The sequence below is a fragment of the Niveispirillum lacus genome, from assembly GCF_002251795.1.
Taxonomy (GTDB): domain Bacteria; phylum Pseudomonadota; class Alphaproteobacteria; order Azospirillales; family Azospirillaceae; genus Niveispirillum; species Niveispirillum lacus.
Map to the genome: position 1 here is coordinate 340552 of NZ_NOXU01000032.1, position 19822 is coordinate 360373.

Genomic DNA, 19822 nt, shown 5'->3' on the forward strand with positions numbered 1-19822 from the left:
TAGAGGGACCCGATCCTGTGCGACAGTGGCGGAGCAGGCCTGCGGACACTGCCCCCCGCTGCCCATAAGGATTTCCACAGGGGCCTTCGAAGGGACGGATCAGGGTTCCCGCAATCCCTCCTGGGCATTGGCAATGACACGATCCAGAAGATTCGCGATGATCGGACGGCTCCCCACCACTATGTCAGCCTGTAGTGGCATCCCCGGCACCAACCGCAGATTCTCCGGCACGTTGCGCAGCTCAATGGCTTTGATCTCCGCCCGAACCTTATAAAAGCGTTCTGCTGCCACCGTACCGTCGTCACGCTGCGAGAAACTGTTCTCGCTGATCGAACGCACTTCCGCCTTGACCATACCGTATCGCGTAAACTCGTAGGCATTGAGCTTGACCTGAACCTCATCCCCTACCTTGACGAAGCCCTGGTCCATACCAGCAACATCTGCTTCTACCTCCAGGGCGGCATTGACCGGCATCAACGACACCAGCACTTCGCCCGACGGCACCACAGCACCAGAACCAAGATCGGCGACACTGACGACCGTGGCGTCCGCCGCAGCCCGCAACTCAACAAGGTCGCGGATATATTCCGCCTTGGACAAGCTGTCTTCGACCTGAGAAAGCTCGGTCCGTTTGCTGGCCAACTGTGTGGTCAGTTCCGAGCGCCATTGCTGCAAAAACGCTTCACGCTCGGCACGGATGGATTCAAGCTCGTTGCGGGAGGTCAGGACCTGCTGTTCACTGTTGGATAGATTGCGCGCAATCTCGGCTTTTGTGTCCTGGGCGATCAGAACGTTGAGCCGACTGCCCACTTCCTTGCGGGCCAGTTCGGACCGCATACCTTCGATTTCTTCACTGACCTTCAGGCGGGCCCGGAAATGTTCTGCGTCGCGCAGGCCGCTGGCAATCAGCCCGGTGGTTGCCTGAATACGCTGGTCAAACACGGACAGACGCGCTTCCCGTTCGGCCTGCCGCGATGTCCAGATCGAAAATTCAGTCACGGCCGCCTGATCATTCGCATCCGGCGGGTCAAGGGGACGCTCCTCCTGTTCCGCTGACAGCCGGGCAACCTGGGCCTTCAGCGCCGCGAGATTGGAGCGCAGGGTCGAGACATCGGCAGCGGAGATCGTGGGGTCAAGGGTCGCAAGGACATCGCCCTTTGCCACCTGGTCACCAGGACGCACCATGATTTCCCGCAGGACCGAGGATTCCAGCGGTTGCACTAACAGTGTTGGCGTCCGGGAGACCAGTCGGCCCGTCGCGGTCACGACGCGATCAAGGTGCACAACGAAGCTAAGGGTGATGGCGATGACCACCATCAGTACCAGCACATGGACCGTGACACGCAGGCTACGGGGATAAGGCGCACCAATGATTTCAGCCATATGCGACTGGAAATCGTTGATGGTCTGATCGGCGGCTTTGTCCCGACGGTCAGGACGCAGGGCCAGTGATCGACCGTTCATGGCTTGCTCCGGTGTGTGGGGACTGGTGACGGTTCTGCTGATACCAGAAATGGCGATAGATCGCGCAGCGATCCAGAAGCTGCTCGTGAGTACCGATATCGAAGACTTTGCCGCGCTCCATGACGATAATCTGGTCACATTCCACAAGCGACGCCAACCGGTGCGAAATCACGATCATCGTCCGACCAGCAGCAATATGCCGCAGGTTGTTGTTCACGATCGCCTCGCTGTCCGGGTCCAGCGCACTCGTCGCCTCGTCCAGGATCAGGATTGGCGGGTCCACCAGCAGCGCACGGGCAATGGCCAAGCGCTGCCGTTGACCACCCGACAGGTTGCTTGCCCCCTCGCTCAGCACCGTGTCATAGCCGGCAGGAAGCCGCTCAATGAACTCCTCGGCTCCAGCCAGTCGGGCGGCCTCAATAATGTCCTCAAACGTGGCCTCGGGTCGGACAATGCCGATATTCTCCCGGATCGTGCCAGTGAACAGGAAATTCTCCTGCAGGACGACGCCCAGATTGGCACGAAGATGTAGCAGATCCATCTGACGCAGGTCAGTGCCATCGATCTTGATGAGACCGTCATAATCCTGGTGCAAGCCCTGGAGCATGCGGGTGACCGTGGTCTTGCCAGATCCGCTCCGACCCATGATCCCAGTGACACTGCCGGGTGGGAGTTGGAAACTCACCTGATCAAGGGCATAGGCTTGTGCACCGGGATAGCGGAAACGCACCTCGTCAAAGACAATGTGCCCAACGAAACGCGGGCGCAGACCATGCGTCGACCGCGTGTCCTCTGCGGGTACATTCACCAGCGAGGCCACCTGCGACAGTGCTCCCCGAATTTCCTGTAAGGATTGAAGCAGACCGGCGATCTGCACAAAGGGCTGGGTGATGCGGCCGGCCAGCATGGTGAATGCCACCAGACCGCCAATGGCCACAGCTCCTTCCTTCGTGGTCAGGGCCAGATAGCAACCAAGCAGCAGTGAGCCGGAATAGATCAGCTTCTCGATGGGCTGCAATATCGTCTGCGGCAGGTTCGTCAAAAAACTCATATCGCGGAAGGCCTTCACGGCCTCGGCCGCCGCATCGTCCCATTGGTGCCGTCGGCGCCCCTCCAGGGCCAGGGTCTTGATGGTGCGCATGCCGTGGATTGTTTCAATCAGCAACGCCCCCTTTTGCTGCTCCGCCCGGACAAGCCGTCCATAGGCCCGACCAATGGATGGCATGAACAGCACGATGGTGATGAACATGAGCAGCGCCAGACCAAGGACAAAAAAGGTCAGGGGGGCGTGCATGTAGAACATGACCGGCAGCAGGACGATCAGAACCGTACTGTCCAGCAATGTGGAGAAGGCTTGGCCCGTCAGAAAGGCCCGAATACGGTTTGCTTCACCCACCTTGTAGCTGATGACGCCTGTGCTTTGTCGCTCAAAGACATCCAGCGGCAACCCGATGACACGGTCAAAAATATAGGTGCCGATGCGGGCATCCACGCGGGCGGTGCCTTCGGCCACCAAACGACGGCGCAGATATCCAAAGATCGTGTCGAAGACCACGACAAAGGCCACGCCGACAACCAACACAAATAAGGTGGATAGCCTCTGGTGAACAAGAACGCGGTTGACCACCAGGAAGTACAACAGCGGCGGAACCAACGCAAAGATAGACATCACGATGGCCGAAAGCCCGACATCGCGATAAATCGCCCTGTCCTTGCCCAGTTGCCGGATCAACCAACCCAGGCTGAAATCGCTGTTATCTGCCTGCGCCGCCTGCTTGCGCTTGAATACAATAACCTCGCCGTCCCAAATGGCGGACAGGCCAACCTTGTCAACCGGCACCGGCTGGCTGCCATCCATCGGGTGACGCAGGACCACAACCGGCGGCGATCCACCGGCATGAACGGTGACCAGAATGCGTGCAGTGCCGTCGCGCAAGCGAAGCAGGGCGGGAATGGCGCGGCCTAGGCGGAGGAGATGGTCAAAGCGCATGCGCGAGACTTTGGCCGCCAGGCCGGACCGTTCCGCAGCACCAACAATGACCGCAGAGGAAACCTCGTCTTCATCGCGTACATATTGACGTAAAAGCTGCTCGCGCGACAGATGAAGTCCATGATGACGCGCAACATACCGCAATCCTTCGAGCATACTGTGGGCGTTGGCTTTCTGCAGGACCTCTTCCGCCCCCACGGTTGCCTCGTACTCCGTCTGCACTCTGCACATCCTTCCAGGCAACTACCACCGGCTCGCGTTGGGAAAGTGGCCGCTTAGGCAGGCAGGTGTCAAGTGACGGTCGCGCATCAGCCTATTGATCAACGGCTTGCGGTCGCTGCCCAGAGCGCACGACCTTCATCCACAAAAGGTCATAGCATGTCCGAGCGGCGATATTCGTACCTATCGCACTTGGCCACTTCTTTACGTTATACAACAGCGTGACATTGCGGCGATGTGATGGTGCCGCCGCAGATCGTACCGATCATGGCCTGTGCTATGGGGTGGCAGGGGGTAACCGGAACTCCACGTCGTGACCCGGAATAATCGTTGGGGTGAGGATGCGTATCGTCGGGTATGTCGAGGGCTACGCCGAAAACACCCTGGTTGGTTGGGCGTACTCACCAGACCGACAGGGGGAACGTCTGGTGCTGCTGGTGGAATGTGATGGCGTTCCCGTCGCCGCCGGTCTTGCCAATCTTGATCGTCAGGACGTTGCTGCGGCCGGACATGGTGATGGGCAGTGCGGTTTTCGGATCAGAGTTCATCTCCCACCCGGTCAGGAACTGGTGGTGCGAGAGGCGTCGACCGGCACCCTCGCCTTCAGCCATGCCAACAAAGCCGAGCAGGATGACGGCACGGATGGGGGTGACCGGCCCGCACTGCGGTCGGATATTGTTCAAGGAAATGTGGATAATGTGCTGGGCACAGTGATCCGCGGCTGGTGTTGGCAACCCAGCCATCCAGACCGGCATGTCAAGGTTCAAGCCATGGTCGATGGCCGGATCGTGGCTGAAGCCATGGCCAACGAGATTCGCGGAGATCTGGTCAATGCCGGTATCGGCGCGGGTGATCATGCCTTTAACCTGCGCATGCCCTATTGGTGTCTGGACGGCCGACAGCGCGATGTCATGGTGCATGCAGAAGGGCATGGCGCCATCCATGAATTTGCCATTCCTTTCCTCTGTTTTGCAGGCGGTCCGCTTTCGCTTCTGGAGCAGGCGACGACCGATGCCAACATGCGCAACCCCGATACGGCAACCGCGGTGCGCTTGCTGCAATGCTATCTGGAACAGGTCCAACAACAGATACCCGCAAGCATAGGGTTCGGGTTTTACCCCGAATGGCGGGCGGCCCTTACCGGCACCCAAAAGGACGACGTCCCCGCAGCCTTTGCAGCAGACAGACCCGGCTTAAACGCAGCCGTGCAGATGATCCGTCAGCCGGACGGCGCTGAATGGATCGCCGTGCTGGATCAAGGGGCCTTGCTCTATCCCGGCGCCTTGTCCCGGATCATAGATGTGATGCAGACCGTGGATGCCGACATCATCTATGGCGACGCTGATCTGCCGGTCGATGGTGGCCTGATGCCCTGGTTCCGCCCCGACTGGAACTATGATCTGTGTTTGTCACAGGACTACACCCGGGGATTGACCCTGTTCAGGGCAGCTTTGCTGCGGGAGATAGGGTCTTGCTCCTCAGCGACCCTGCTGCGCCTGCGCGCGTTGTTAAGGCAGGGGCCGAACGGGCGCATCCATCATGTGCCGGAGGTATTGTCCCAGCTCACCCGTTCACCGGGACCTGAGCTGGCCCTACATGCCCGTCAGGCGGTCTTGGAACATTTGCATAGTCGGGGGGCAGATCAAGCCATTGTAACGACTATCGACGAGCATGAAGGGCTGCGGCGCGTGGAATGGCCATCCCCCAAGGAGCCCCCCTTCTTCAGCCTGATTATCCCAACCCGCGACCGGTTGTCGCTGGTTAAGGCGGCGGTCGACAGTATCGAGGCTAAGACGGTCGATGCACGGTACGAAATCATTATCATCGACAATCAAAGCCAGCAGGAAGAGACCTTGGATTGGCTGAACGAAGGACAGCGGCGCGGACGCTTTCGGGTCATTCCTTATGACGCCCCCTTCAATTTTGCCGACATGAACAATCGCGCAGCGGAACAGGCCCGGGGAACGATTCTGGGTTTCATTAACAATGATGTGGAATTGATCAGTGGCAATTGGCTGACCGTTGCCGCCAGCCACTTGGAACGCCCGGAAGTTGGTGCCGTCGGTGCGCGGCTGCGCTTTTCAAATGGCATGATCCAGCATGCCGGTGTTGTGGTCGGCACAGGGGGTCTGGCCGAGAATGCTTTTCAGACCGTACATGTCGATGATACCGGCTATTTCCACCGGACAAGGGTTACCGGCAATTACAGTGCCGTCACCGCCGCCTGCCTGTTCTGCAGGCGGTCTGATTTTACAATCCTGGGGGGGTTCGACGCCGACAACCTGCCTGTCGCTTTCAATGATGTCGATTTCTGCCTGCGCTTGCGAGAGACGGGAGCGCTGATCGTCTGGACACCCGACATCGAACTCTACCATCATGAGAGCGTCAGCCGCGGCCGGGACAACACGCCGGAGAGGGTGGCGCGAGCCATGAAAGAGGAAAATTTTATGCGGCGGCGTTGGAAAAATCTCTCCATGTCTGACCCCCATTATAATCCCAATCTGAATCTTGATGGGGTGCCCTTCACCGGATTGGCACTGCCTCCACGCCACCCCTGGAGGATTGGTCGGTGATCCAAGGCAATTTTGACTGTATCGCCGGGCGCGATGTCTGCGGTTGGGCGTGGTCTCCGGGTAAACCCTTGGAGGCCCAGCCGGTTACCGTCCTTCTGGACGGCATGGTCGTGTGCCAGGGTCTGGCCAACCACCATCGCCCCGACCTTCATGCCGCCGGGATCGGTCTGGGCAACCACGCTTTCTATCTGCCGCTTCCTGAAGCCTTGACCGATGGCCGCACCGGCACCTTGACCGTGATCGCAGGCAATCCTGGCCAGGCGTTGGGCGGGACGCCGGTGCGGATCACGCTGCCGAACAATCGTTTCAAACCCGTGGCTCCGCCACAGGTACCACCTCCGCTGACATTATCCATTTGCGCCATCGTCAAGGATGAAGGCCCCTATCTGCTCGAATGGATCGCCCATCATCGGATGGTCGGTGTTGAACATTTTGTAATCTTCGATAATGCCAGTACGGACAATACAACCAGCCTGCTGTCGGCTTTGGCGCGCGCCGGTATTGTGGATCACGTCCCCTGGCCCGATATTCCCCATGTCGCCGCCCAGCGGCCTGCCTATGTCGCCGGATTGGCCCGGCTTTCGGATCGCTGCCGCTGGGTCGCTTTTATCGATACCGACGAATTCCTCAATCCGATCGACGGCCGCGACGTGCCGGCCATCCTGGCCGATTACGATCTTGCGGCGGGTCTTGTCATCCCCTGGCGGATCTTTGGATCAAATGGCCTGCTGGAGCAACAAGACGATCTGGTCATCCGTCGCTTCACCCGTCGTGCGGCTGCGGACCATCCCTTGAACAGATCCGTCAAAACGATTGTCCAGGCACGGCTGGTGGCAAGGCCTGATATTCATACGCCAAGCATTACCGACGGATCGCTGATCGACGAATTTGGGCGCGTGGCAGGCACGCAAGGCCACCCCTCCCACCACGCGGTTCCCGACGCCCGGAAACTAGTGATCAACCATTACTTCACAAAATCCAAGGCAGAGTGGGCACGCAAACGCAGCCGGGGGCAGGCAACAGAAACCGTCGATAGCAGCGCGCGTCTGCGACCGGACGAGCATTTCGCGACACACGACATCAATGATGTCGAAGATCTGAGCCTTGCCAACCGCGACCAACTGGTGCGGGAGGAGATGGAACGGCTGAAGCACCTCATTTCACTGTAAAGCTGGCTGGCAACAGCCACTGCCAAGCGGCTTCCCAGTGACAACGCCCCACTGAGGATCGGCATTATAGGGCCTCAATTCTGGCTGGAACCGGATCAGGCTGTGACAGACCCTGATCCGATCCAGCCGTCAGCGGCAGCAAGGATCATCGCCGCAGGCCAAGACTGTCGGCATAAATTCTGCCCACAATGTCGGCAGCATAAGTCTGTTGAATCAGTGCCTGCCCTGCCAGTGCCAGCCGGCTACGGTTGCCATGTTCCAACAATACATGTCGCATCCACCACGTTGCATGGGCGATGTCCGGTTCTGCCCATATCATGCCCTCTGCGTAAGGATATTCGCCCGCCTCAACTGGTCGGCAGTCATGGTCGACCAGCGCAGCAGTACCCGGCAAGGTGAAATCCATATTGCCGGAATATCCGGTAACAATGACTGGTTTGCCAAGCAGCATGGCTTCGGCGATGCAGCGACCAAAGCCCTCGGCCCGGTGCAGCGACACAAAACAGTCGGCCGCCAACAGGAGACCCAGCATGTCGGACCGCGACAAAGTCCCGTCGATCAGCCGGATTCGCGGGTCTTGGCGGCAGGCCTGCTCCAATTGCCGATAGGCTTCCTCACCCGCCGCGGCCGCGCGCATCCCCTTGACAACCATGGCCACCGGTTCATCGCCCGCAGGAAAAGCTCCTCGGAACGCCGCAACGGCCGCCTGAGGGTTCTTTCTGGACATGCCAGAAAGCCCGTCAAAGGCGCATGCGAACATGAAAACCCCTTCCCGTATGCCCAACCGGGACCGGATATCACCGGCAGCGCCAGCGACAGTGACGGTCATGGGCATGTGGCGAACCTTCCGCCCAACAACAGATCGGAACGCGCCATAGGTAAAGCGACTGGAGGCCCAAACCTCGTCCACCAGATCAAAGCAATGACGCCACCCGTCCGGCCATTGGGGCAGTTCCCAAGGCCAGAAGCCGATGGTGCGCCGGCCCTGGAAGATCCGGTCACCCCGGTCAGCCTGAAGCCGGGCCGTCTCCATGGCGGTCATGCACAAAAGGCTGGTGTCGAAGGGCAACCGATCACCGATCTGTTGTTCAAGCAGCCGGTCGCCTTGGCCAATAGCGGAACCGGGCGGAATGTCGACAACGGCGAAGGGAATGCCCGCCGCCGTCAGCGCACGCGCCGCTTCCCGTACATCTTCGCCAACACCAAATTCACTCCGGGCATGGCCGATAAGGTTCACCCCATCAGAACGCAGCGGCATCGGCCGCGGAGCCTGAACGGCCGGCGCTTCGATCGCGGCTTCAACGGGGTGCCCTGCCACGCGGTACAGCATCTCGATGATGGGATAACGCTTCAGCCCTTCTCCTTGGAGCCAGGCTTGCACGGCACCGGGTGCTGGTTCCTGGGCCCATCCAGTCTCGTGTTCATACAGGAAACGGGGCGCCTGCGCCGCCAGATGCCGTGCGGTGTCCAGGTCAAGAACGTCGATCAGACCGGTTTCGACCAAACCGTGAACCAGATACCAGCGGATGAATTCGCTGGCACCGGCTGGCTGAGTTATGTCGATCGCCGCTTTGAGGTCCGCCCGCGCCAGCCAGACGACCTCCATCAGCTTTGACAGGGCGATGGCCCCGCCCTGCCGCCCGTCAGCCGGTTGGTGCAGCAGCGCCAAATCTTCCTGGCCAACAAACTCCAACAAGCCTAGTTCACGCAGGCCGCAACCATAGAACCACACCAGCAGTGCCGCTGCCCCCTCCGGCCGGTTCACATCGAATATTCCGGAAAGGTCTGACCGCGACCGCCAGATCAACAACGCCAGTGGCGGTACCGACAGCGATCCGGCAGTGAGGGGCGGGGTAGGATGGGCGGACAACTCCCTGTACAGTTCCCGGATGATCTCCGGCTCAGCAAGGGGCGGGTATTCCTTGGAGCCCTGGGTCAGCATCCAAAGGTCGAAACGGGAACGATCATTAGCGCAAACACTGCGGACATCCGGCCGCAACATCCACAATGTCTGTCGCGTTTGCGCCAGCCGCTGTTTGGTCTGGTGGTCGGTGTCAGCCGGATTGGAAGTCATACCGCAATTTCCGATTTAAGTTTATGCTTGGCAACCAGGGCGCGCACCTGATCTTGAAGATTATTGGCCTCGATGATGTATCCGGGGATACCGGCCGCCAAAGCAGCCTGCACATCACCGTCACGATCACCGATCAGGAAGCTACCTTCCCGCACCACGGGCCAGCTTTCCAGCAGATCCAGAATCATCCCAGGCGCCGGTTTGCGCCAGTGATGGACCTGACGATATGCGTCGATCGACCCTTCAGGGCTATAGGGACAATAGCGCCAATCGTCGATATGGGCGCCGTCACGGCCCAGTTCACCCTGCATCCAGGCATGCAGCGCATGGACTGTGGCCTCATCATAGAAGCCACGGGCCACACCAGCCTGGTTGGTGACCACAAACACAAAATAGCCCTGCTCGTTCAAATAGCGCACAGCCTGACGCGCGCCCGGCAGCCATTCAATCTGATCCGGGCGGTGGGCGTAACCGATATCGGTATTGAGCACCCCATCACGGTCCAGAAAAACCGCGGGTCGACGCCACCAAGCCGGTATCTCCGTCTGTGCCCGCTGGAAATCGTCTGGCACGCCGATATCAATAAAATAGCCCTCGCACAGCTCGCCCCCCAACCGGCCGGTTCGGGCAAGGACCGGCAGGATCTCCTGCTCCAGCGAACAGGGCAGCGCTCCGATCATGTCGAGAACACCGATATCCAGCCAGTAAATGCCACCATTGATCACAGCGGGGCCAGGCCGGCCCGACTTCTCGGCAAAGTGGGTGATGCGGCCATCGGTATGCTCGACCGTTCCATAGCGGCTACCATCCGCTACGGCGCGGAGTGCAACCCTCCCCATATCTGCCTCACGCCAGTCCGCATCAGCGCGCAGCGACAGATAATTCATGTCCAGAAGCGAATCACCGTTCAGCAGCAGGAAGCGTCGGTCGAGGAGGGAACGGGCATACAACAGGGCACCGCCGGTACCAGCCGGTTCCGGCTCGATCACACAGGTGATTTCCACACCCAGTTCAGGTGCCTTGTCGATCACGCTCTGCATCTGATCGCCCAAATAGCCTGCCAGCAGGATGATGCGGCGGAACCCGTGCCGGGCCAGATTGGCAATGAGATGCTCCAGGAAGGGCACGTCCCCGACCGGCAGCAACGGTTTCGGGGTATTATCTGTCAGCCGGCCAAGGCGGGTGCCGCGTCCCCCGACCAGGATAACCGCCTGCGGTCCCGACACAATCTGCGCTTGGACCTGGGCTTTGGACATTTCCCCTGCAATCCTGGCAAACAACACGCACACTCCTCGTCGACCGTCCTGGACATACGAAACAGCGTTCAAGCTAGAAATCAACCTCACCAATTGATCTAGCACGATGGGTTGTTCTTTTGCGACGACGCATGTACCTCTGTGGGCGCTATGCCTTATGGTCGGGACAGGAACTAAGAATGATTCTCGTTACAGGAGCCAGCGGCTTCCTGGGTCGCCACACAATGGCTGTGCTGCGCGCCCGTTATGGGGCCGAGACGGTGGTCGGTGTTTCATCCGCCGATTCAGATTTGATGCAGTTCGATCAGGCCCTGGCCCTTCTGGACCGGGTCAAGCCAGAGGTGGTTCTGCACTTCGCCGCTTATTCCGGTGGGATTGGTGCCAACCGTACCTACCCGGCGGATTTTTATTTTCGGAATACCATCCTTACCGCCAACATGTTCGAGGCCTGTGCCCGCCGTGGGGTTGGAAAGCTGATTTATCCCATGGGGGGCTGCTCCTACCCCGCCAAGGCGACCAGCCCGATCAGCGAAGACCAGCTCTGGTGTGGCTATCCGCAACCGGAGAGCGCCCCCTACTCCACCGCGAAAATGATGGGCACGGTCGCCGCTCGATCCTATCGGTTCCAGCATGGGGTGAAGGCCACCGTCGTCATTCCTGGCAACATGTATGGCGAGTACGACAACTTCCATCCCTTGGACAGCCATGTCGTCCCGGCCATGGTCCGCCGCTATTACGAGGCACAGCTCAACGGCCTGGATGAAGTGGTGATGTGGGGCACCGGCACACCACAACGCGATTTTGTCTATGCCGCCGATGTCGCGGCGCTGATGCCCTTCTTCATCGACAATGATATTGGCGAAGGACCGGTCAATCTGTCGTCGGGGACCCGCACTCCAATTAAGGAACTGGCCGAGACCATTGCTAAGCTGGTGAAATTCGAGGGGCGCATCACCTGGGATACCGAGAAGCCGGACGGGCAGATGGTGAAGATCTTCGCGACCGACCGTATGGCACAGATGGGCCTCTCCTGCCCCACGCCGCTGGAAGCCGGCCTTCGCAATACCATCGACTGGTTCGCTGCGAACTATGCGACCCGTGGTGATGGGCTGCGCCTATGATTTACGTTATTGGTGGCGACGGTTTTGTTGGTTCGGCCTATATTCGGCTGCTGGAACGACTGGGCTTGCCTCACACCAAGGTAACCCGCGCAAATTTTGATGAATTGCGCGGGTCATCATGTGATGTGCTGATCAATGCCAACGGCAACAGCAAAAAATTCATGTCGGTGCGCGATCCGGTCTGGGACTTCGATGCGTCCGTGACCAGTGTTGTGCGCAGTCTGGAATTTTTCAAACCTGGGCGATACGTGTTCCTGTCATCAGGCGATGTCTACCCAGAAACGGACACGCCCTGCAAAAGCCTGGAAAGCCAGACCATCGACCTTTCCCGGATCAGCCGCTACGGTTTGCATAAATATCTGGCGGAACAGGCCGTCCAGGGTGTTCATCGTGACTGGCTGATCATGCGTATGGGCGGATTTGTCGGCCAAGGGCTTCGCAAAAACGCCATCTATGACATGATGCAGGGTGACCCGGTCTGGCTGTCACCCGAAAGCACTTTGCAGTTCATCAATACCGACAGCGCCGCCGCGCTGGTCTGGTCATTGGTTCAGGCAGGTGTAACCAAGGAAATCATCAATCTTGGTGCTACCGGCATGGTTCGGTTGGCCGATGTGCATGCGCATCTGGGATCGACGTCCACGTTCAAACCAGATGCCCCGACCATTCGCTACGAACTGTCTCTGGAAAAGCTGGCGCAGTTGCATGGGCAGGTGCTGCCCGACAGCCAAAGCGAAGTCTTCCAGTTCCTTGATAAACAGTGAGACTGGGGCACGCCTGGAACGGGGTGATCGTCAATGAAGGTAATGTGTGTTGTCGGGACCCGGCCCGAAGCCATCAAGATGGCACCCGTCATCCTGGCACTGCGGGAAAGCCCGTGGTGTGCGTTGACGGTTGTTGCCACCGCCCAGCATCGTCAGATGCTGGATCAGGTTTTTGGCCTGTTCGGCATAACGGCCGATATCGACCTGAACCTGATGCGGGACAACCAGACATTGGCGGACGTGACGGCGCGTGCGCTGACGGGGTTGGATCAGGTACTGGCCGAACTCAAGCCTGACGCCGTGGTCGCACAGGGCGACACGACGACAGTGCTGGCGACAGCCATGGCCTGCTTCTATCGCCGCATCCCGTTCTGTCACGTGGAAGCCGGCCTGCGGACCCATAATCTGGAGCAGCCATTTCCGGAGGAATTCAACCGTATGGTCGCCAGCGTGGTCACGCGGCTGCATTTTGCACCCACGGAGGGCGCGCGTGACCATTTGCTGAATGAACATGTGCCGCCGGCCAACATCCATGTTACCGGCAATACCGTCATTGATGCATTGTTGTGGATGGCGGCGAAACAGCCGACCCTGCCGGTTCAGGTGACGCCTGGTCGGCGCCTTATCCTTCTGACCGTTCACCGGCGGGAGAATTTCGGCGAACCGTTGGCCAACATCTGTCGCGCGGCCCTGTCCCTGGTTCGCAACAACCCGGATGTTGAACTGCTTCTGCCTGTCCACCCCAACCCGCATGTGAAGGAAACCGTGGCGCGCATGTTCGGCGGGCAAGATCGCATTCACCTGACCGCGCCGCTGGAATATGACCAGTTCGTCGCCGCCATGCAGCGCAGCTACCTGATCATGACTGACAGCGGCGGCGTGCAGGAAGAAGCGCCGTCACTGCGCAAGCCCGTGCTGGTGATGCGGGAGGCCACAGAACGGCCCGAGGCCATCACCGCGGGCGTTGCCCTGCTGGTTGGTACCCACGAAAACAATATCCGGGAACAGGCACAGCGTTTGTTGGACGATGACAGGCATTACGCCACCATGGCCTCGGGTGCATCCCCGTATGGCGATGGCGCCGCCACACAACGCATTATCGGATTGCTGCGCGGATTGGCGCCAGCGTAACAGGCCTTGAGAGAGTGGGGCATGACAACAGCGACGCCTCAGAAGATCCGCCAGCTCGTTGACAAACTGGAACTTGAGGCGGCCCTGGCCATCATGGCCACGGTGGAACACCCCACCGCAGAGATTGACTACCTGCATGGTTTCAGCCTGCTTCAGGTGAAACGCGACCTGCCTCGCGCGCTGGAGCTTCTGCGGCGATCCGAAAAGGCGGGCTTCGCCCCTTTCTGGGTGAAGTATATGCAGGCCATGTGCCTGAGCAATCTTGGCAGGCGTCAAGAGGCGTTGGTGGCTCTGTCGTCGGCGTTGGGTATTGATGGTCAGCATGTCGGCGCCCTTAATCTGGCGCGCCTCTGGTCGCTTGAACTTTTGCGCGAACACTTACCGGCGGAAACCACAAACATCCTCAAAACGCTCGAACGCCTGATCCCGATACAGACGGCGACAGCACCAGCAGCAAAGGCCACAGGTGCGGCCGTCCGTGCCGACACAAATTCCGACGCGATAACAACCGACGACGCGTTGATGATGGCCCTGCTCGGCAATCCACGCCTATTCGCAGCACCGTTGGTGCCATCATCCGGCGTTTCGGGGGCGGGGATTGGCGGAACCATAAGTGCCGGTCACGCGCAGCCCGCCCGGCATCCCGGCCTTGTTGCCGTGAGCGAGCGACTGATGGGGCGGCGTCTCACCGTTCTGGATCTGGCATGTGGAAAGGGGGGGGTGGTCCTGGATTTTCTGCTGCGCGGCCATCGCGCGGCCGGCCTGGAGGGAAATCCGACCTATCAGCAGCGTCCGGAGGGCCATTGGCTGGCCCTGGCCGATCATCTGCATCTGGTTGATCTGGGTGCGATGACAACCGGGTTCGGGGAGGATCGCTTCGACCTCGTCATCGCTTGGGACCTCCTCAACAAAGCGCCGGCTGCAACCGCCGACCGCCTGCTTCGGCTGGTCTCTGAGCAACTTCTGGCCCCCGATGGGCTTCTGCTGGCCTGGGCACCGCCTGGCGCCGATGATGATGGGGACCCGGACGGCTGGATCAGGCTGGTGCCACCCACCGGCCTGTGTCGTCGCCGACCGCCGGTCACCCCGGCTGAACTGCCGGTTCTTCCCGGCCTCGTCCCGGTCTTCCACTCCCGACCGGAGGCAATCCCGCTGGTTCAGCATCCCCATAGGCCGGTGCGTGTTGTACGGGGCCGGAACGGCCTGCCCGCGCTGCGGGAGGAGCATCGGGACGATCTGCCTCGGGTGGCCGTCATCTCCGTGCCCAAGGCCGGGACCTATCTGGTGGGGCATCTGCTGAAAACGCTGGGTTATATCGATAGCGGTGCCCATGCCGGCATGGGCGGATTTGATGATTATCGGGACCTGTCGCCGGCCGAGGCCAAGCAAGGTGGCCCACATCTGGCCCGACATATCGGGCTGTCGGAGTTGACAAGGCTGTTGCATGGCGGACAGTTCCTTGTTGGCCATATCCCCTGCACATTTGCCAATCGTCGTGATCTGGACGGGTTCCAGAAGCTGCTGCTGCTGCGTGACCTGCGCGATGCGGTGGTTTCGCATATGCGGTTCATGGCGGATGCCGGACGCGCCGCGGGGCAGGACTGGGTGGACATTCCCCATGGCCCGGATCGGCTGCTACGGTATCTGCAATCAACGGGTCGCATTTATATGCAGATGGTGGCCGGCGTCCGCCCGTGGCTGGACGTACCTGACATGCTCACGGTCCGTTTCGAGACCTTGATGGGCGACCAGGGGGAACGACAGGCAGCGGCGACCATCCGCGCCCTGTCCACGCATATTGGCCTGCAAAAACCGCCAGCATGGAACAGGATCCGTCACCAGGTGCTGGGGCAACCGACCAAAACCTGGTCAGGCCAGCGTAGCCGTCGGGACGGCCTATGGACAGCGGAAGTGGAAAACGCCTTCGCGGCACTGGGCGGTGTGGAGCTGAATGTCGCGATGGGATACTCCGCCTAAATAGGACTTTTTTCTTGCACATTCCGGCCACTGTGTCATGATGGGCTTGCATGGTGCCGATCCAGGTGATCGCCCACCGCACCGCACCCACCTTGAACGGCCCGTCAGCCCTGCTGACGGGCCGTTTGCGTTTGGAAAGGCCGACATCGTGAATGCATTTCAACTTGCCACTGACAATATGGGACGGGCCCTGCCCGTTGCGCCGCCATGCTCGGTGGGTCTTGCTGTCTTCCTGACAGCCGGCACGCCAAGGCTGATCACCGTGCCCGCCAATGCCCGGCTGGTACTGTTCAATGCGACACAGGCTTTCTGGGCCCGCTTTGGCCTGGCCGTGACCCTGCCCACGGTCGACATCCTGGATGGCACGGCACCGGAGTTGAACCCCGCCGGCCGACGATTGGATGGCATTTCCCAGATCGGTCTGGTTGCCGCAACCGACAGCATCGTCAATCTCCTGTTTTATCGGTGATCCCATGCAGGCGCTCTTTCATCTGCCGACCATTCCGGCCGCGATCCCGACCCGCAACCCCGCATTCACCGGACAGGTCACCCTGGCCGGGGGCAGCAGCACAGCCCCGGCGATCGGGTTCAGCAGCGACCCTGACACGGGCGTCTATCAGCCCTCGGCCGGTGTTCTCGGCCTGACTGCCGACGGCACGGAAATCACCCGCGCCACAGCCAGCGCCATCAGTCTTGGCGGTGTCCCCGGCGCCGAGTCCCTGCGCGCCACCCTGGTGCCCAACGCCGTCAATCGTGTCGATATCCGCGGCAGCGTTACCGGCGCCTCCCCCACCATCCAGGCCCAGGGCAATGATGCCGACATCAACCTGACCCTCATGCCCAAGGGCAACGGCGTGGTAACCGGAACGGGTGGGGTGTTGAAGCTCGCCGCCGTCACCGAGGGCCAGGGCATTGCCGGATATGCCGGCGGAATTATGGTGTGGGGTATCACGCGGCTAGTTAACGGACCAAAAATTGCGGCCTTCGGAGATGCCTATGTCGCGACGGGCGCATCCAGTGGTGCCGCGTCCGGGACCGTGCAATTGACCATCGCGCATACCGCGATGGCCAGCCAATCCGTCAGCATAACTGGTGCGGTGACTGGGGCTGCGCCGCGCATTGGAACGACTGGGGGCGCTCTTGCCTTCGCACCCGCCGTTCCCGCCGTCTTGTTTCCAGCCTCGGGCAGCGCCCCCGCCGTAACAACAGACGGCGCCGTTTACTTCGACACCACAATGGCAAAGCTACGCATCCGTGCTGCCGGCACTTGGGTGGATTTGCACTGACCTAAAAAATCAAACAAATTCATAGATCTCGGAGCGGAACCTATGTGAAGGGGAGGTAGGGAGCAATGCAGCCCCCTACCCGCACCGAAACTCCAGGGCCAGCCGGCACTGTGGAGCACTAAACCGTCGTGAACAAACAGCTAAAACTGACAGGCTCAAACCTTAGAAGCTCGCTTGCGTGATAGATACCTGTAAGAAATCTCAGCCTCACCCGAGGCAGGACGCACCCGCCCGTTCTGGAACAGGCGAGGGGGTCTAACCATCGCCGAATGTTGATGAGAAAGTTGGCAACGAACCCCCGCTCTTCCAAAAACTTTTGCTTTGCGATACGCTCCGACCGTCGGAGACGTGGTTGTTGTTAACGTGTGACTGGCCCACTCGTTGGGTCAGAAGTGTTGGGGAAACATTGTGGCTTGATTTCGAAATTATGGGCGGCGGCAAGGGATATCGTCACATCCAACGCAGCTTTTAGGTAACATACCCTTCCAACAAGCTATGCACCTTCTGAAAGGTGCTGTCGCCCAATGCTCTTGCGAAGGCGGCCGATTTTATGGAGAAAGAAAGCATGAATTACGATATGTGGTTTCAGAATACATTTAAAACTTACAGGCCACGGCCAAATACTTTCCCAGCCATGTCATGGACTTTACAAGATCCGTGGGGTCAAATTGTAAATAATGCTATGGTTGATGCTGAAAAGAAGTTCACATCCACACTCCTAAAGGAATTAAATGAAAAGGAAATAATTGGCGATATTATCGAGTTCGGTGTATTCAGCGGTGGCTGGATGGAATTTTTGATTAATGAGAGCGAAGCGCTAAGTTCTAGGAGACTTATTCACGGACTAGACAGCTTCATGGGGCTACCGGAACCAGATGCAGACGTTGACCTAAACTGCTGGAAGAAGGGCGACTATGCTGCGGATTTTGCAACGGTGTCTGCTCGCCTCCGGGTCAGTGAACGGCCGCATGTACGCCTTTATCGTGGATGGTTTAGTGACACTCTACCCACACCACCACTTCAGTCCATTACAAAAATTGCTTTTGCCAGGATTGATTGTGATTTGTATGGCCCTACCGTGGAGTGTCTAGACTATCTTAAATCGCGTCTCGTTGATGGCGCTATTCTCGTATTTGACGATTGGACCTTCGATCTCGCTAAAGGGGAAACAAAGGCCCTTTATGAAGGCCTTCAGAATTGGCCTGGCGTCAGGTTGGAATTTCTTTGCTTCACCTCAATTGGGCACATTTATTTCAGGGTGCATCGGGAGAGCTAATACACAGCCCCATTCGGATTAGCACCACAGCATAAATCGAGAGACAACTTAGCGATTACTCACGCGATTAAAGGCTGATCATGTCAAGGGACAAAAGAATTTTTATTTACGGTACCGCACGGTCTGGAACAACAACGGTATTGTCTGCGCTTAACTCGCACCGGGATTGCCTGATTCTTTCAGAGGCCGATATACATCTGCACTGGGACAGGAAAGGATTCTCAAAGACTTTTAATCTCCGGAAATGGGAAGAGGGTACACTGTTTTCAGGGAAGGGTAATATTTTACTCAGTAATATCGATGAGAGCTTGACAGGCGCAGAGGCACTAACGCGTCTACAAAGGACCTATGGTTATGTTGGCGATAAGTTTGCTGTCGGCCCTGGGCGTGTAGAGAATACACAAATTCTAGGCTTTCTTGCCACGCACTGCTTTGATGCCACCCATATCGTTAGCGTCCGACATCCAGACAGCAATGTCGAATCTCTCAAGAAAATGTTTCCGGAGTTCAGCTACCTCAATCTCTACCAACATTGGATAAACTCCTTCATTATTGGGTACATCATCGCTACATCCTTCCCCTACTCATATGTGGTGTTTCATGACGATTTGAATGAACTGACCATGCAACGCATGGCAAGCCACATTGGCTTGGAACTGGCCCTACCCGTCGGTTGTATAGGGGCAAAATTTTGGAAGACCGCCACTGCTCCGATTAACCTGACTGAAGAGGAAGAAGAGAAGCGCGCGGAAGCCATCTCCTATTTTGATTTGATCCAAGTTAACTATGACCCGGAAACTTTTTCGATCCCCGTCATTAACAGAAACACTACTCCAGGCGGGTTAATATCTGAGCACTTTACGGCTGCGGTAAAGCGAAGCAATACAGACTACGTTATGACATCACTGAATCCAAACTCTAACACAGAAAGCAACTTTGTTACCTCGCTTCACAAGTTAGAACTTGACCAACGTCTCGGGAGTGAAGAGGCTTTTGATTTGGCGCGGGTTGCTGTGGAGCAATTTCCACAAAGTGATCGTTTGAATTATCTTTACGGTGTGATTTTATTGCTCCGTAATTCTACACCCAGCGTCGCCATTACACATTTCAATACATCTTTGGCATTGGGTGGAGATCGTTTCTGGAACCTCATTCACAGAGCCCAAGCGTACTTGCAAATCGGTGACGCTCAGAGTGCTAAGCTAGACATCGATGAAGCAACTTCCATTAATCCGACCAGTCCTCAGGTCAATCGGATCAAAAACCTTATCGAAGAAAGCGTTGACAGCAACACACCGTCGAAGTGACCTGATCGGCCTCTGTAGTTTTATCGCCAACACCGTCATCCGGCGGCTGCGCTGAATCCCATCCCGATGAGTTACAATCACTGGGATGGGATTTATAGGGTCTCAGATAGCCCTACCTTAGACCGGCATAATGCCTCCCTCAGCGGGAAACCGACGATATGATTGATACCTTGTTATGCCTCAGCAGCCTGGGCAACCATTAGGTCTCACAACAA

Annotated in this window: 14 protein-coding genes; 10 read left to right on the plus strand and 4 right to left on the minus strand. The window is 58.5% G+C overall.

The genetic code is table 11. The annotated features are described in order from the left end of the window. Window positions 1-99: 99 nt before the first annotated feature. Complete coding sequence (locus CHU95_RS20650; RefSeq protein WP_094458238.1) at window positions 100-1464, minus strand: HlyD family type I secretion periplasmic adaptor subunit; 1365 nt, start codon at window positions 1462-1464, stop codon at window positions 100-102. Continuing rightward, window positions 1433-3676 carry a peptidase domain-containing ABC transporter gene (locus CHU95_RS20655; RefSeq protein WP_245838435.1) on the minus strand — a complete coding sequence of 748 codons (2244 nt, stop codon included), beginning with the start codon at window positions 3674-3676 and terminating at the stop codon, window positions 1433-1435. The genes CHU95_RS20650 and CHU95_RS20655 overlap by 32 nt, the downstream gene beginning before the upstream one ends. Window positions 3677-4014: 338 nt before the next feature. Here CHU95_RS20655 and CHU95_RS20660 point away from each other — a divergent pair, with 338 nt between their 5' ends. Further along, a complete protein-coding gene (locus CHU95_RS20660; protein WP_094458240.1) occupies window positions 4015-6246 on the plus strand; it encodes a glycosyltransferase family 2 protein in 2232 nt (743 codons plus the stop codon). Then, on the plus strand, window positions 6243-7415 hold the full coding sequence (locus tag CHU95_RS20665) for a glycosyltransferase family 2 protein (RefSeq protein WP_094458241.1): 1173 nt from the start codon (window positions 6243-6245) through the stop codon (window positions 7413-7415). Before CHU95_RS20660 ends, CHU95_RS20665 begins: the two co-directional genes overlap by 4 nt. Window positions 7416-7560: 145 nt before the next feature. On the opposite strand, the gene CHU95_RS20670 is transcribed toward CHU95_RS20665, so the two are convergent. After that, on the minus strand, window positions 7561-9489 hold the full coding sequence (locus tag CHU95_RS20670; protein ID WP_094458242.1) for a glycosyltransferase: 1929 nt from the start codon (window positions 9487-9489) through the stop codon (window positions 7561-7563). Then, entirely contained in the window at window positions 9486-10745 is a 1260-nt protein-coding gene (locus CHU95_RS20675; RefSeq protein ID WP_094458243.1) for an HAD-IIIA family hydrolase, read from the minus strand. The genes CHU95_RS20670 and CHU95_RS20675 overlap by 4 nt, the downstream gene beginning before the upstream one ends. A 179-nt stretch (window positions 10746-10924) precedes the next feature. Between CHU95_RS20675 and CHU95_RS20680 the strand changes: the two genes are divergently transcribed. The 8 genes from CHU95_RS20680 to CHU95_RS20715 all read left to right on the plus strand — a co-directional run bounded on the left by CHU95_RS20680 (window position 10925) and on the right by CHU95_RS20715 (window position 19607). After that, window positions 10925-11866 (plus strand): NAD-dependent epimerase/dehydratase family protein, encoded by a 942-nt coding sequence (locus tag CHU95_RS20680; protein WP_094458244.1) that lies wholly within the window; start codon window positions 10925-10927, stop codon window positions 11864-11866. After that, on the plus strand, window positions 11863-12630 hold the full coding sequence (locus CHU95_RS20685; RefSeq protein ID WP_094458245.1) for an NAD-dependent epimerase/dehydratase family protein: 768 nt from the start codon (window positions 11863-11865) through the stop codon (window positions 12628-12630). The genes CHU95_RS20680 and CHU95_RS20685 overlap by 4 nt, the downstream gene beginning before the upstream one ends. 33 nt (window positions 12631-12663) lie before the next feature. Beyond that, on the plus strand, window positions 12664-13761 hold the full coding sequence (gene wecB, locus CHU95_RS20690; RefSeq protein WP_094458246.1) for a non-hydrolyzing UDP-N-acetylglucosamine 2-epimerase: 1098 nt from the start codon (window positions 12664-12666) through the stop codon (window positions 13759-13761). 21 nt (window positions 13762-13782) lie between these two features. Next, entirely contained in the window at window positions 13783-15738 is a 1956-nt protein-coding gene (locus CHU95_RS20695; RefSeq protein ID WP_094458247.1) for a class I SAM-dependent methyltransferase, read from the plus strand. A gap of 37 nt (window positions 15739-15775) precedes the next feature. Next, window positions 15776-16207, plus strand: a complete 432-nt coding sequence (locus tag CHU95_RS20700) for a hypothetical protein (protein ID WP_133065608.1) — start codon at window positions 15776-15778, stop codon at window positions 16205-16207. A gap of 4 nt (window positions 16208-16211) precedes the next feature. Beyond that, window positions 16212-17024 carry a hypothetical protein gene (locus tag CHU95_RS22230; RefSeq protein WP_094458249.1) on the plus strand — a complete coding sequence of 271 codons (813 nt, stop codon included), beginning with the start codon at window positions 16212-16214 and terminating at the stop codon, window positions 17022-17024. 565 nt (window positions 17025-17589) lie between these two features. Next, complete coding sequence (locus CHU95_RS20710) at window positions 17590-18300, plus strand: TylF/MycF/NovP-related O-methyltransferase (RefSeq protein WP_165772290.1); 711 nt, start codon at window positions 17590-17592, stop codon at window positions 18298-18300. Between the two features lie 80 nt (window positions 18301-18380). Continuing rightward, on the plus strand, window positions 18381-19607 hold the full coding sequence (locus CHU95_RS20715) for a tetratricopeptide repeat protein (RefSeq protein ID WP_133065609.1): 1227 nt from the start codon (window positions 18381-18383) through the stop codon (window positions 19605-19607). Window positions 19608-19822 lie beyond the last annotated feature (215 nt).